Annotated in this window: 15 protein-coding genes; 8 read left to right on the top strand and 7 right to left on the bottom strand. The window is 61.9% G+C overall.

From position 1 onward, the window contains the following. Positions 1 to 41 precede the first annotated feature (41 nt). From OKA05_RS03395 to OKA05_RS03380, 4 genes are all read right to left on the bottom strand, one after another. Positions 42 to 197 (bottom strand): small basic protein, encoded by a 156-nt coding sequence (locus OKA05_RS03395; protein ID WP_264485692.1) that lies wholly within the window; start codon positions 195 to 197, stop codon positions 42 to 44. Positions 198 to 291: 94 nt separating this feature from the next. Further along, positions 292 to 948 carry a uracil phosphoribosyltransferase gene (upp, locus tag OKA05_RS03390; protein WP_264485691.1) on the bottom strand — a complete coding sequence of 219 codons (657 nt, stop codon included), beginning with the start codon at positions 946 to 948 and terminating at the stop codon, positions 292 to 294. A 37-nt stretch (positions 949 to 985) separates the two neighbouring features. After that, entirely contained in the window at positions 986 to 1,390 is a 405-nt protein-coding gene (locus tag OKA05_RS03385; protein WP_264485690.1) for a hypothetical protein, read from the bottom strand. Continuing rightward, positions 1,387 to 2,118: a pseudouridine synthase gene (locus tag OKA05_RS03380; protein WP_264485689.1), complete on the bottom strand. Its 732-nt coding sequence runs from the start codon at positions 2,116 to 2,118 to the stop codon at positions 1,387 to 1,389. Before OKA05_RS03380 ends, OKA05_RS03385 begins: the two co-directional genes overlap by 4 nt. A 97-nt stretch (positions 2,119 to 2,215) precedes the next feature. On the opposite strand from OKA05_RS03380, the gene OKA05_RS03375 reads away from it, so the two are divergent. The 3 genes from OKA05_RS03375 (at position 2,216) to OKA05_RS03365 (ending at position 4,389) form a co-directional block, all read left to right on the top strand. After that, entirely contained in the window at positions 2,216 to 3,055 is an 840-nt protein-coding gene (locus OKA05_RS03375; RefSeq protein WP_264485688.1) for a hypothetical protein, read from the top strand. 108 nt (positions 3,056 to 3,163) lie between these two features. Then, positions 3,164 to 3,979, top strand: coding sequence for an SMI1/KNR4 family protein (locus OKA05_RS03370; protein ID WP_264485687.1), 816 nt, complete (start codon positions 3,164 to 3,166; stop codon positions 3,977 to 3,979). Positions 3,980 to 3,999: 20 nt separating this feature from the next. Further along, complete coding sequence (locus tag OKA05_RS03365; protein ID WP_264485686.1) at positions 4,000 to 4,389, top strand: hypothetical protein; 390 nt, start codon at positions 4,000 to 4,002, stop codon at positions 4,387 to 4,389. A gap of 133 nt (positions 4,390 to 4,522) precedes the next feature. Here the strand turns inward: OKA05_RS03365 and OKA05_RS03360 are convergent, their stop codons facing one another. Together OKA05_RS03360 and OKA05_RS03355 are read right to left on the bottom strand one after the other, a co-directional pair. Beyond that, on the bottom strand, positions 4,523 to 7,978 hold the full coding sequence (locus OKA05_RS03360; RefSeq protein ID WP_264485685.1) for a pyruvate carboxylase: 3,456 nt from the start codon (positions 7,976 to 7,978) through the stop codon (positions 4,523 to 4,525). A gap of 523 nt (positions 7,979 to 8,501) precedes the next feature. Next, positions 8,502 to 8,723 carry a S1 domain-containing protein gene (locus OKA05_RS03355; protein WP_264485684.1) on the bottom strand — a complete coding sequence of 74 codons (222 nt, stop codon included), beginning with the start codon at positions 8,721 to 8,723 and terminating at the stop codon, positions 8,502 to 8,504. Positions 8,724 to 8,862: 139 nt separating this feature from the next. On the opposite strand from OKA05_RS03355, the gene OKA05_RS03350 reads away from it, so the two are divergent. The 5 genes from OKA05_RS03350 to OKA05_RS03330 all read left to right on the top strand — a co-directional run bounded on the left by OKA05_RS03350 (position 8,863) and on the right by OKA05_RS03330 (position 12,904). Next, complete coding sequence (locus OKA05_RS03350; protein WP_264485683.1) at positions 8,863 to 9,324, top strand: hypothetical protein; 462 nt, start codon at positions 8,863 to 8,865, stop codon at positions 9,322 to 9,324. Positions 9,325 to 9,404: 80 nt separating this feature from the next. Then, complete coding sequence (locus OKA05_RS03345) at positions 9,405 to 10,262, top strand: prephenate dehydrogenase (RefSeq protein ID WP_264485682.1); 858 nt, start codon at positions 9,405 to 9,407, stop codon at positions 10,260 to 10,262. Positions 10,263 to 10,273: 11 nt separating this feature from the next. Further along, on the top strand, positions 10,274 to 11,626 hold the full coding sequence (gene aroA, locus OKA05_RS03340; RefSeq protein ID WP_264485681.1) for a 3-phosphoshikimate 1-carboxyvinyltransferase: 1,353 nt from the start codon (positions 10,274 to 10,276) through the stop codon (positions 11,624 to 11,626). Next, positions 11,623 to 12,276, top strand: coding sequence for a (d)CMP kinase (gene cmk, locus OKA05_RS03335; protein WP_264485680.1), 654 nt, complete (start codon positions 11,623 to 11,625; stop codon positions 12,274 to 12,276). Before aroA ends, cmk begins: the two co-directional genes overlap by 4 nt. A 19-nt stretch (positions 12,277 to 12,295) precedes the next feature. Beyond that, the gene (locus OKA05_RS03330; protein WP_264485679.1) at positions 12,296 to 12,904 is read left to right on the top strand and encodes a lysophospholipid acyltransferase family protein; all 609 of its coding nucleotides are present in this window, start codon (positions 12,296 to 12,298) and stop codon (positions 12,902 to 12,904) included. 49 nt (positions 12,905 to 12,953) lie between these two features. On the opposite strand, the gene OKA05_RS03325 is transcribed toward OKA05_RS03330, so the two are convergent. Next, positions 12,954 to 13,469, bottom strand: coding sequence for a hypothetical protein (locus OKA05_RS03325; protein ID WP_264485678.1), 516 nt, complete (start codon positions 13,467 to 13,469; stop codon positions 12,954 to 12,956). Positions 13,470 to 13,501 lie beyond the last annotated feature (32 nt).

The raw sequence follows: 13,501 nt of genomic DNA, 5'->3' as shown, positions 1-13,501 counted from the left end.
CGGGCACTGCGCGTCTGCGGAAAGCCGGAGAAGGCCGCGCTTCAGGCTTCGCCCTTGGTCTTGGGCAAGCCGATCGGGCTGCGGCCATCTTTCCAGACACCGCGCTCCTTCATCAGTTTGACGCGTTCAAAACGCTTCATCACGGAACGCTTGCCTTCGGCGCCGCCCTTGGCCTTGAGACTGTTGTGCTTCGACATGGGAAAATTCGCGGGTTGCTTGGTCGCGGGGCGCGGAAACTAGGAACCTCCTGCACGGATGGCAATGGGAAAATCCGACGTTTTGGAGGAATTATTACGCAGTTCCAAACAATCGGTCGCCCGCATCGCCCAAGCCGGGCAAAATGTAGCCGCGATCATTGAGCCCGCGGTCGATCGCTGCGGTGAAAATTGGCACCTCCGGCCATGCATCCTCAAAGGTGGCGATGCCCTCCGGGGAGGCCACGAGGCAGGCGTAGCGGAGGCGCGTGGCTCCCAGCTCGACCAGCCGTTTCACGGCTTCCACAGCGGAACCACCGGTGGCGAGCATCGGGTCGATCACGATTACCTCGCTGTCCGCCAAGGTCGGCGGGGTTTTCAAATAGTAGGGCTCTGGCTGTAGCGTCTCCTCGTTTCGCGCCAGGCCGATGTGGGCGATGGCCGCGTCCGGGAGCAGGTCGAAGAACCCATCGAGAAATCCTAGGCCGGCGCGCAAGATCGGCGTCAAGATCACCCGCCGCGTCATCTCCACGCCGCTGGTTACTTCGAGCGGCGTCTCGCAAGAAATCACCTTCGTTTCGAAATCCGCCGTCACCGCAGGCACCATCAACGCCGCAATCCGCCGCAGCCGCTGGCGGAACTCGGGACCCGGACAACTCCGGCAGCGCAGGCCGGTCAATTCCGCTTGGACGAGGGGGTGCTGGACGACGTGAACCACGCCTACCACCCAAGCGCGAAGCGTGCCGTGAGGCAAGGGCAGAGGGTGTGGGACAAATGTGGCTGAGGGAGGATCAGAAAAAATAATCCGTAAATTCGTCGTTGCGAATGTAGTGAATCTTCTCTGGTTCCTCGGGTCTCAGATAGAACGTCTCTTGCCGGCCTTCGAACTCGATCGTGATCCGGTGGGTAGGTTTCCACCAAGCGGGCCGCGGACCATCGTCTGCGAGGAAAGAGCAGGTGACCAACCGGGTCGGATCTTCTTTCACCGCTGTGATCTGATCCGATACTTCAGGGGCCCGCATCTGAATGTAGACCCTCACCCGACGTTTGGATGTGACGAAGTTTGGTACGAAGCGCTTCTTTAGTGACGCGTCCGCCCGCGCCAGGGCCGTGAGCGTCTTTCCCGGTGCAGGTGACCATCTCCAATGGTCGCTTCCTTCAGGGTGCGCGAGGTAGGAGGCGGGTGCTTCTTTCAAGCTCCATTCCGCTTTCTCGGGAAGGAGGCCATGCCTCCGCACTCAGAGGCTTCCTCTTTGCTCAGCAGCCGCCATCGTCCGGGGGCGAGGTCGGCTGGTAAGGCCAAGGTTCCGATTTGCTCGCGGTGCAGTCCCGTCACCCGGTTGCCAATCCGGTGGAACATCCGCTTGATCTGGTGATAGCGGCCCTCGTGCAGGGTCAGCCGTGCCTCGCATTCGCTGAGGATCTCCAGTTCAGCCGGCTTAGTGACCAAGTCCTCCGTGTGAAAATAAAAGCCCGCCGCAAACGCCGCCACCGCCTCCGCCGGGATCGGGTCACGCGTCTGGACCCGATAAACCTTCGGCACCTTCCGCGCGGGATCCATCAGCACCTTCGACCAGCGGCCGTCGTTCGTTAGTAGCACCAGTCCGGAGGTATTTCGGTCCAACCGGCCGACCAAGTGCAGGGTGTTGCGGTCGGGATCATCGATTAGGTCGATCACTGTGGGATGTTCCTCGTCGGTGGTCGCGCTTACCACGCCGATGGGCTTGTGAAGCATCACGTGTAGCAACCGCTGCGGTGTTTGGACGACGGCGTCCTCCAGTTCCACCTTCATAAAACGATCCACCTCATGATCGAAACTTCGCGTCTCCACGCCATCCACCCGCACCTGTCCTTCGAGGATCCGGGCACGGGCGCGGTTCCGTCCCATCGACTCGTGCTTCGCGAGCAAGCGGTCCAGTTTCACGCGGGGAATTCGAGTCTGAACGCTCCGGTTCAGCAAGCCGGACGTGTCTGATTCGGTCTTGAAGAGAGAGCAGGCTAACTGCACGTTGGCTGGAGCAATGATCCGGATTCTCACCCTCGTTTTCGTAGCGCTACTCGCTGCGTGTTCCGATCGCGAAGCCCCTCAAAATGCCAAGAGTGATGGCGAGAAGACGGTGTCGACCGGGCCTGCGGTGGTGGTGCTCGGAGGGGACACGAGCGGTCCATTTGTGGACGGACTGCGGTCGGCCGGTGTCGCCAACGCTCAGGCATCTTCTAGCGAGAATGTCGCTGAAAGGGCGAAGCTGGTGAGTTCCGCCGATGTCGCGTTAGTCCTGGTCGACGCAACGCAAGGCCCGTTGCCCGTGAATCGCGAGGATGTACTGCTTGCCCGGCAGTTTTGCCGGGGTCCGGTGATCATAGGGTTTGCTCGTTCAGCATCCATCGAGGATCCGGAATTGCTCGAGCTTGAAGAACTCGAGATGCGGGAACTGCTGAACACTTATGAACTTCCAGGAGAGACCTCCACGGTGTGCTTTGATTCCGAGCAAGCGCGGACAAAACACCCCAAGGGTTTCCCTGCGATCGCCGGGCTTCTCTCCAAGTTGGATGCCGTCGGCCAAGCACCTTCGTCGGAATCCGTGCAGGTGGCCGAGGCTTCAATTTATGCACTCGCCGATTTGGAGTCCTTCAAGCAGGGACTGGTGAGGCCGATTGATAACGGAACCTTCCGCGTGGTCTTCGGACACCAGGAAGTCGATGTGGAGATCCAGACAGGGAAAGCAATTCAGCCCGCATCATCGGGGACTGCGTCGATTCGCTTGTCGGAGCCTTTGAATCTTCCCCCCGGCGCCAGATTCGTCATAGCGAATCAGAATCACGTGATCGCGGCTGGCTCGGTCACACAAATCAAGCGGTAGGGTATTCCAGGTGCCCTGGCATCACTTTCCAAACTCGTCTCGGCATCGGGCTTTGCCCGGACGTCTTTCCTTGCCAAGGGAAGGCGAACTGGCCAAGGGCTTGCTGCGATGTCCAAAGCATTCCACGGATTCGATCTGTCATCCTTTTGGCGGAATTCGCAGTATGCGGCTGAGAATTACGTCGATCGCTCACCGACACCAGAAATGGTCAAAGCGGTCGAACGTCAGCTCGGTTTCAAGTTGCCCGCTGCGTATGTCGAATTGGCGAAGATCCAGAATGGCGGGGTTCCGCGGAACACGAGTTACCGTACCGACCAGCCAACATCATGGTCGGAGGATCATGTAGCCATTACCGGCATTTATTCGATCGGAGGGAACAAGCTCTATTCCTTGTGCGGAGAGACTTTCAATTCGCGCTTTTGGGAGCAAGAATGGGGCTATCCCGCCATTGGAGTTTATTTCGCCGGCTGTCCGTCCGCAGGGCATGACATGGTCGCTCTCGACTATCGGCAGTGTGGCCCTGATGGGGAGCCCCAGGTGATTCATGTTGATCAAGAGGATGACTACCGGATCACAAGACTCGCTGGGAGCTTCGAGGAGTTCATTCGCGGGCTCGAGCCGGACGAGGCATTTGGCTCACAGACCCTGTCCGGGGTGGAGCGAGCGATCCGCGAGAATGATCTGGATTACCTCCGGCAGAGGATCGCAGCGGGTTGCAACCTCGAAGAGACAGACGAGTATGACCGGACCATGATCGAGAATGCCGCGATTCAGAATCAACCGGAAGTGATAGAACTCCTGGCTTCGGCAGGTGCATCCCTTCGCAATGCACTCAGCATCGCTGAAAGGAATCTCAAATATTTCCCTGAGCATGAAGCTTCGGTCTCACTTCTGAGGAAGCTCGCTGAAAACAGGAATAGCTAACAGAATTCCCTAGAGCCACCATGGCCAACACCCTCACCATACGCAGTCCCAACTACTACAAGCCCTTCGACAATTCGGACAATCCGTGTTGCTGGCAGGTTGATCTAGTATGCAGGGATGTCGAAGCGGTGCTGGATGGTGCCGGATTCGACTACGAATCAATGATCGAGGATTGGGGCGCGGCCTACTCCTGGACGAATTCGGATGGTGTGGAGCACTCGCTCATGATCTCCTGCGTGGATGTCGAGAATGCCGAGTATGAAATTCAGTGTTCGGCCATAAGAAAGCGGTTGCTGGGACTGCGGCGGGAAGACGTCACGGAGGCGTCCGACTTTGTTCAGATTCGCCCGTTTTTACTCAAGCTTGATAAAGCCTACCCGGAGGCCCCGCCGCCAGACGTCAGACTGTAGCCGATATCATTTCCGTTTCGGATTCCACTGCGAACACGCTCTAACGTTTTGAATCCATGAAGCCGCGGGGAAAAGCAAAGTTCCCGAGCGAATCCATTTTTGTGCGACCTTCGGCGAGATCTTGCATTCAGGCTCAGGCCAGCCTCACCAGCAAATCATCGCTGTCCACCTGCTCGCCCTTCTGGACGAGGACGTCCTTGATGACGCCGTCCTGCGAGGCGCTGACGGTGGTGAGCATTTTCATGGCTTCGAGCATGACGAGCTTGTCGCCTTCCTTGACCTCCTGGCCGGGGGAGACAGCGATCTCGGTGACCATGCCGGGCATGGGGGCGCAGGCTTGGGTGGTGTCGGACGGGTCACCCTTGAGGCGGGCAGCCTTGGAGCCGCTGCTGACGCGGGACTTGTCCACGATCACGCTTTCGCGCGGCATGCCGTTGAGCTCGTAGAAGAGCGTGCGCTTGCCGTCGGCGTCGGCATCACCGATCGAGACGAGTTTGACGAAGAGGGTTTTGCCGGGGTCGATCTCGACCTCGACTTCCTCGCCGGCGTGGAGGCCGTAGAAGAAGGCAGGCGTGGCCAATCCACTAAGGTCATCGTACTTGCGGCGGAACTCGACGAAGTCGGCGAAGACCCCTGGATACATCAGGTGCGAGTAGAGGTCATCATCATCGACCTGGCGGCCGATCTTCTTCGCGACCTGGGCGCGAGTGGCTTCGAGATCGACGGGTTCGGCGAGTTCGCCGGGGCGCTTGGTGGTCGCGGGCTTGTTGCCGAGCACGACCTTCTGCACGTCGGCAGGCCAGCCGCCGTCGGGTTGACCGAGGCCACCGGCGAGCATGTCGATCACGCTCTCCGGCCAGTCGATCGAGCCGGGCTTGAGCTTCGGCACGTCGGCCGCCTTGATGCCGCGGGTGATGAGAAACATCGCCATGTCGCCGACGACCTTCGAGGACGGCGTGACCTTCACGATGTCGCCGAAGAGCTGGTTCACGTCGGCGTAGGTGCGGGCGATTTCGCGCCAGCGGTGGCCGAGTCCCATGGCATTCGCCTGCTCGCGGAGGTTGGTATACTGGCCGCCGGGCATCTCGTGCTCATACACCTCGGCGGTGCCGGCGCGGGGCGCGGAGTCGAAGGGCTTGTACTGGGCGAGCACCTCTTCCCAATAGTCGGAGAGCTCATTGAGCGTATCCTGATCGAGGCCGGGGTCGCGGTCGGAATTGGCGAGCGCGGCGCAGACCGAGTTGAGGTTCGGCTGCGAGGTCGAGCCGGACATCGAAGCGATGGCGAGGTCGACAATGTCCACACCCGCGCGTGCGGCGGCGATCACCGAGGCGGCATTGAGGCCGGAGGTATCGTGCGTGTGGAAGTGAATGGGGATGGAAATCTCCTGCTTCAGCGCGGTGACCAGATCGTAGGCGGCCTGCGGCTTGCAGAGGCCGGCCATGTCCTTGATGGCCAGGATATGCGCGCCCATCTTTTCGACCTCCTTGGCCTTGGCGATGTAGTACTTCAGCGAGAACTTGTCGCGCTTCGAGTCAAGGATGTCGCCGGTGTAGCAGATCGCAGCCTCGCACAGTGACTTGCCGTGATCGCGCACCGCCTCCATCGCGACCTGCATGTTAGGCAGGTAATTGAGCGAGTCGAAGATGCGGAAGATGTCCATGCCCGCATCGGCCGAATGCTTCACGAAGCCAGCGACGACATTGTCGGGATAGTTCGAATAGCCGACGGCATTGGAACCGCGGAAGAGCATCTGGAACAGGACGCCGGGGACCTTTTCACGCAGGCGGCGGAGGCGTTCCCACGGGCACTCCTTGAGGAAGCGCATCGCGGTGTCGAAGGTGGCACCGCCCCACATTTCGAGCGAGAAGAGATCGGGCGCACCGGCTGCGTAGGCATCGGCGATGCGCAGCATGTCGTGCGTGCGCATGCGGGTGGCGATGAGCGACTGGTGCGCATCGCGCATCGAGGTGTCGGTGATCAGGAGCTGCTTCTGCTCGAGGATCCACTTCGAGAAGGCGTCCGGTCCTTTCTCTAACAGAATGTCCCGGCTTCCGGTGAAGGGCTTGGTTGCGGGGTGGGGGACACGTGGGGAAAGGATCGGCTTTTCCGGCTTCCAACCCTTGGCGGTGGTGTTGCCATTGACGGTGATGTCGGAGAGATACGACAGCAGCTTGGTGGCACGGTCACGCTTGGCCTTGAACTTGAGCAGCTCGGGCTTTGTATCGATGAGCTTGGTGTGGGCCTGGCCGCTGCGGAAGGTGTCATCCCGGATGACGTTTTCGAGGAACGGGATGTTCGTCTTCACGCCGCGGATGCGGAACTCGCGCAGCGCGCGATCCATGCGGACGCAGGCGGTCTCGAAGTCGCGGCCCATGGCGGTGAGCTTCACCAGCATGGAGTCGTAAAAGGGCGTGATCACCGAGCCGGCGTCGCCGGAGCCAGCATCGAGGCGGATTCCGAAGCCGGCAGCGGAGCGGTAGTTGAGAATGCGGCCGTAATCTGGCGCAAAGCCGCGCTCGGGATCCTCCGTGGTGATGCGGCACTGGATCGCGTAGCCATTGCACGGGATCTCATCCTGCGGCGGGATGGCGATCTCGTCGGAGAACAGCGAGTAGCCCTTCGCGACGAGGATCTGCGAGCGCACGAGGTCGATGCCGGTGACGCACTCGGTGACCGTGTGCTCCACCTGGATGCGCGGGTTCATCTCGATGAAGAACCAATCGCCGCGGACCATGTCGTAGAGGAACTCGACGGTGCCGGCGTTGTTGTAGCCGATGCCCTTGGCGAGCTTCACGGCAGCATCGCAGAGTTCCTTGCGGACGACCGGGTCGAGTTCCACCGATGGCGCGATCTCGATGACCTTCTGATAGCGGCGCTGCACCGAGCAATCGCGCTCGTGGAGGTGGACGACATTACCGTGCTGATCGCCGAGGATTTGCACCTCGATGTGCTTGGCGCGGGAAATGTAGCGCTCCAGGAAGACCGCGGGGTTGCCGAAGGCCTTCTCGGCTTCGCTCTGGGCTTCGGCCAACAGGCCGGCGAGCTGCTCTGGCTTCTCGACGACGCGCATGCCGCGCCCGCCGCCGCCGAAGGCTGCCTTGATGATGAGCGGGAAGCCGATTTCCTTCGCCACCTTCAGGGCTTCCTCGGAATCCGTGATCGGCTCCTCGGTGCCGGGCAGGGTGGGGACGTTGAACTTCTCCGCAAGCTGCCGCGCCGCCGTCTTGTCACCCATGCTTTCCAGAAGCTCCGGCGAAGGGCCGACGAAGGTCATGCCTTCACGAGCACAGGCGCGGGCGAACGCGGCGTTTTCAGAAAGGAAGCCGTAGCCGGGGTGGATGAGCGTCACGCCCTTCGACTTGGCCATTGCGACGATGCCCTCCACGTCAAGATAGGCGCCAACGGGGCCCTTGTCCTTGTTGAGCTGGTAGGCCTCGTCGGCTTTGAAGCGGTGCCGGGAGAAGCGGTCTTCCTCGGCGAACATCGACACGGTCTTGAGTCCGAGTTCGTTCGCGGCGCGGAAAATGCGGATGGCGATCTCACCGCGGTTGGCGGCGAGCAGCTTGTCGGTCTTGGGTTGCGGCATGCGGGTGAGTTCCTAAGCGTTCACCGGGGAATCGGCCAAGGGGAAAGCTTGCCGCACGGATGCCCTGTTTGGGTGTTTCGGAATTGTTAGAGAAATAATTCACGAAAGGGATTGACGGGCGCGTTCTGGCGGCTAATCTCGCGGTGTCGCGACAATAGCAGGCGGCCCGATTGAAGAGTCTTCCGGTTTTTGGGTTTTTCCGGTGTCTTATCGATCGGGCCGCTTCATTGTTGCGGGGAAGGGCTTCTGGCCTGCCCTGCATGAGCTGAGAGCCTCGATTCCATTTTGCGGGCTCGGCTTGGTTGCCCGGAATGGTCCTCCGATGCTGATTTCATTTCAGGACCAGCGCTCTTGGCTAAGTCACTAGCCCTCTAGGCGGGATGAATCCGGCGCTCCCAGTGTGCCGTGGAGCTTCTCTCGGCGCTTCAAATTTGGCCTGTTTCGCTCATTTCGTTGTTCTCCGCGTCTTCCCCGCAGCAGCGCTGCGGGCAGTCCGGTCGGCTGCGCTGCGATTAACGAAGCCTCATTCCACCTTGGCGATGCGGGCGCGATCCAGATCGAAGGGGCTGATCTCCAGGAGCACGGTGGCACCGTCCGGGATTTCCGGCGGATGGGCGGCGAGTTCCTTGGAAAGATGGGCGACCACGGCCTTGCCGTTGGGGAGGGCGGCCTCGTAGAGCCCCGGGGAAAACGACTTGAGGATGGTGCCGCGGGTGCGCAGGCAATCGTCGAATGCGGATGACATCGTGCGCGAGGCATCCACGGGATTTGAGCGATTTGCAAGCTCCCGCAAGGCCCCGGCTTGACGGGTGGGAGGTGGCGAAGCAATCTTGCGGCCTTCCCGGTGGTCGCCGACCGAGCCCCGCGAAGCTTTTCCTCTCACCATGAATCTCCGACTGATTCTTCCGGCCACTGCCGCAATTCTTCTGGCGGCATCCTGCACGCCTTATACTGAGCCCCCGCCGGAGGAGCCGACGGATCCAGCCCAGCGCAAGCCCACGCCCGAGGAGCAAGAAAAAATCCGCCAACAGCGCGAAGAGCAAAAGAAGAAGGACGCGGAGAACCAGAGTCCCGACAAGGAGAAGAAGCCGGAGGGTGAGACCACCGGTGGAACTCCCGGCGAGCTGCCGAAGAACGACGGCGGCGCTGGCGATGGCGGCGGTGCTGAAAAGCCGGCGGCTCCCCAGAAGGAGATCCCCGTGGCGCGTCCGGTTCCCGGCAAGCCCGGCATGGTCTTCAGCCCCTTTAACAACAAGGTCATCGACGTGAAGGGCATCCCGAGCGGCCGCCTCGTCGCCGATCCGACCTATCCGGCCTCCGAGAAGAAGCACTTCCGCGTGCCCTGAATCCCGGCCGACTTCCCAACCCATGATTTCGAGGAGCCGGTCCCGTTCGGGCCCGGCTCCTTCATTCCCACCGATCCCCGATGGAGTTTGAAAAGGTCGCCATTCTCGGCGGCGGGCTGCTAGGCGGCTCGCTCGCGCTGGCGTTGGCCCGCCAGTTTCCTGCGACCCCGGTAGGACTGTGGGCCCGGCGGGCGGAGACGGTCGCAACTGCCCGGGAACGGGGCATTCTGGGAGCTACCGGCGAGATGGCGGAGGCGGTTAAAGGTGCGGATTTGGTGGTGCTTTCCACTCCTGTGGGTGCCATGGCCACCGTGCTGCTCTCGGCGCAGACGGCCGGGCTTTCGCGCGATGCCTTGGTCTCCGACGTCGGCAGCGTGAAAGCCGCGCCACACCGGGTATTGCAGCCGCTGCTCACCCGGACCGGCGGGAAATTCATTGGCAGCCACCCGATGGCCGGCTCCGAGCAAACCGGCATGGGCGCGGCCGATGCGGCGCTGTTCGACGGTGCCGCCTGTCTTCTGACCGACGATGACCGGGTAGGGGAGCCGTGGGCGGGCAAGCTCCAGTGCTTTTGGGAAAGCCTCGGCTGCCGGGTTTCGTGGCTCGATGCCGCCGGTCATGACGCGCTGGTCGCCCGGATCAGCCATTTTCCGCACTTGATCGCCGCGGCCGCTGCCAAGGTCGCCCTTGAAAATCCCGCCGATGGGAATTTCGGCGGCGGTGGCCTGCGCGACACCACCCGCGTGGCGGGGGGGGACCCCGCGATGTGGACTGAGATCGTGATGGAGAACCGCGATGCGCTGCGCGGAGTCCTGAGTCATGGCATCCGCGAGATGAGTGAAATGCTTGCCATGCTGGAGGCAGACGACCATGAAGCGCTGCGCCACTGGCTGGAGGACGCAAAGCGAGCCCGGGACGCATCCCTCCGCCGCGACTGAAACCACTTTCCATGAGCGAGTTCCGAGTCCGATCGATCCGCACGCTGGACGCCGCCTTTCCGGTGCCCGGCGACAAGAGCATGTCCCATCGTGCGGCGATGATTGCCGGCCTCGCGGACGGCGTTTCCACGGTCCGCAACTTCCTGCCGAGCGAGGATTGCCTGAACACGCTGGGGGCCATGAAGGCCTGCGGCGTGAAGGTCGACGTGCTAGAGGAAATGCCCGGCTTCGGCCCGACCTCGATGCGCATCCATGGCCGCAGCATGAAGCTGGAAGCCCCGGCGAAACCCATCGATTGCGGGAATTCGGGCACTGGCATGCGCCTACTGGCCGGCCTATTCGCCGGCCAATCGTTCGAGACGGAGCTTTTCGGCGACGAGTCCCTTTCCGGCCGCCCGATGGGCCGCATCACGGTCCCGCTCGGCGAAATGGGCGCGAAGATCGATTGCCTCGGCGAGAAGCCCGGCTGCGCGCCGCTCAAGATCCACGGCAGCCAGCTCCACCCGATCCGCTATGAACTGCCGGTCGCCAGCGCCCAGGTGAAGAGCGCCGTGTTGCTCGCCGGCATGTTTTGCGAAGGAGTCACCACCGCCGTCCAACCGGCCGACACCCGCGACCACACCGAGCGGATGCTCGAGTCCTTCGGGGTCAAAATCGTCACCGAGGGCAATGCCATCTCGATCGAAGGCGGCCAGGTTCCGCAGGCCCGCGACTTCCGCGTCCCCGGCGACATTTCGAGCGCTGCCTTCTGGGTGGTTGCCGCGGCTGCCTTGCCCGGTGCGCGGCTCGTCATTAAGAACGTCGGCCTCAATCCTACCCGCACCGCCGTGCTCGATGTGATCGAGCGCATGGGTGCGCAGATCACTCGCACGGTGCTGTCCACCGACGATGGCGAGCCGATCGGCGACGTCGAGATTCGCGGCGCGAAGCTCACCGGCACCGAACTGCTCCGCGCTGAGATCCCGAACCTCATCGATGAGATCCCGGTCATCGCCGTGGCCGCCGCCATGGCCGAGGGCAAGACCGTCATCCGGAATGCCAAGGAACTGCGCGTGAAGGAAACCGACCGCATTTCCACCGTGGTCGAAGGCCTGCGTGCAATGGGTGGCCAGATCGAGGAATTCGAAGATGGCATGGAGATCACTGGCGGCGCACCTCTGCATGCGGCGACCATCGAAAGCCACGGCGACCACCGCATTGCCATGGCCTTCGCCATCGCCGGCCTCTTCGCCAGCGGTGAAACGGTGATCCGCAACACCGACTGCGTGAACACCTCCTATCCGGGCTTTTCCAAGCAACTCGCCGCCGTCCTCGCCGAGAGCAAGGACCTGGCCGACTACGACCTGCCGACCGTCCCCGCATGATCCTTCACCGCGCCATCGCCATCGACGGGCCAGCCGCCTCCGGCAAGAGCACGCTCGCCCGTATCTTGTCGCAAAAGCTCGGGCTGATCATGGTCAACTCCGGTTCCATGTATCGCGCCGTGACGTGGAAGGTTCTCCAGCGCGGCATCGATCCTAACAACCGCGAGGCGGTGGTCCAGGCGCTGCGCGACATGGAACTCGAGTGCGGTGTCGATGGCATGGTCTCCACCGTGAAGGTCGATGGAGTCGATCCCGGCGACGAGCTCCGCAGCGAGGAAGTCAACGCCCACGTCTCGGCCGTTTCCGCAGTCCCGGAAGTCCGCGAGTGCCTCGTGTCCCTCCAGCGCGACTTCCTCAAGTTGGGCGACGTGGTGATGGAAGGCCGCGACATCGGCAGCGTCGTCTTTCCGGAAACGCCCTATAAGATTTACATGGACGCCGATCCGAACGTGCGCGAAGCCCGTCGCGAAGAGGTCGGTGAAGTGGACAGTGTGGCTGCTCGCGATCATGCCGACAGCCGCCGCGAGACGGCTCCGCTCAAGATCGCCGACGGTGCCGCGATTCTCGACACTTCCGGCCACACCATCGAATCCGGCGTGGCGGCTGCTTTGGAAATCCTGCGCGGCCAAGGCTTCGCAATGCCTGCCTGACACCCTTCACAACCTCCTCATGCGTTGGATTTACTGGCTCGGTTGGTCCCTCTTCGGTAGTGCCTATCGCTCGCTCTTCGGCCTGAAGGTCGTCGGTCGCGAGCACCTCGTCACCGAGGGTGCGGTGCTCATCGCTGCGAATCACGAGAGCTTCCTCGACCCGCCGCTGATCGGCACGCTTTACCACGACGAGATGTTCTATCTCGCCCGCAAGTCGCTGATGACCGGCCCGCTGCTCAAGTGGATCTACCTCGCGTGGAATTCCATCCCGGTCGATCAAGACCGGCCGGACATGACGAGTCTCAAGACGATCATCAAGCTGCTCTCCAACGACAAGCGGGTGCTCATCTTTCCCGAAGGTGAGCGCAGCCTCGATGGCAAGTTCGGCCCCGCCCAGCCCGGCGTGGGCCTGATCGCAGTGAAGTCCAATGCGGTGATCCAGCCGATCCGCATCCGCGGCGCGCGTGAGGCCCTGCCACGCGGCTCCGGCCGCGTCCGCTTCACGCAGATTTCCCTCCACATCGGACCGCCGATCCGGCTGACCGAGGCGGAACTCGCGACCGCGAAGGGCAAGCACGGCTATGCGCATATTGCGGACCGGATCTGGGATGCGGTGAAGGCACTGTGAGTGGTGGTGCCGCCGAGGCACGTCTGGATTCGATCCGACGGGATCGGATTCAGGGTTCGTAACCGATCTCCTCGCGGAGAAACGGGATCGCGTTGTCTTCGGTCATCTCCAGATAGGCTCTGGCGAGAAGCCGGTTGCCCTTCGAGGCGGCCAAGGCCGAACAGGTTGATCCGATCATTGACTGGTCCCACTTGGGAGGTGACGCCTTTGCAATCAGGTCCGGGATCAAGGACAACGCATGTAGATAGTCATCAACGAACTCGCGCGACATCTTTGGATTACCGTTCTCATGTCGCTCGATCTCGATGACCGCGATCAGCGCGAAGAAGTCGGGAGTCATTGGGGCCCTCACATGGCCGATCCGCACAATCTGAGGGACACAGGCATAGGAGCCGATCCCGAGGTCTCCTTGATGATGGAGGTTGTCCCACAGCTCGACGAATGCCTGGCTCTCCTCCTTGGCAGTCTGTGCTGCTTCGAGGCGCCGCAGAGCCGGCACGGGATTGTAGAGAACCCCGTATCCGCATTTCACCTGCTCCCAGAATGGATCATCAAGACCGATCATAAGAGGTCTCCGGTCAACTTGGGTCTCTATTG

This window comes from Luteolibacter arcticus, assembly GCF_025950235.1.
GTDB lineage: Bacteria > Verrucomicrobiota > Verrucomicrobiia > Verrucomicrobiales > Akkermansiaceae > Haloferula > Haloferula arctica.
This window is presented reverse-complemented; position numbering and strand designations above follow the sequence as displayed.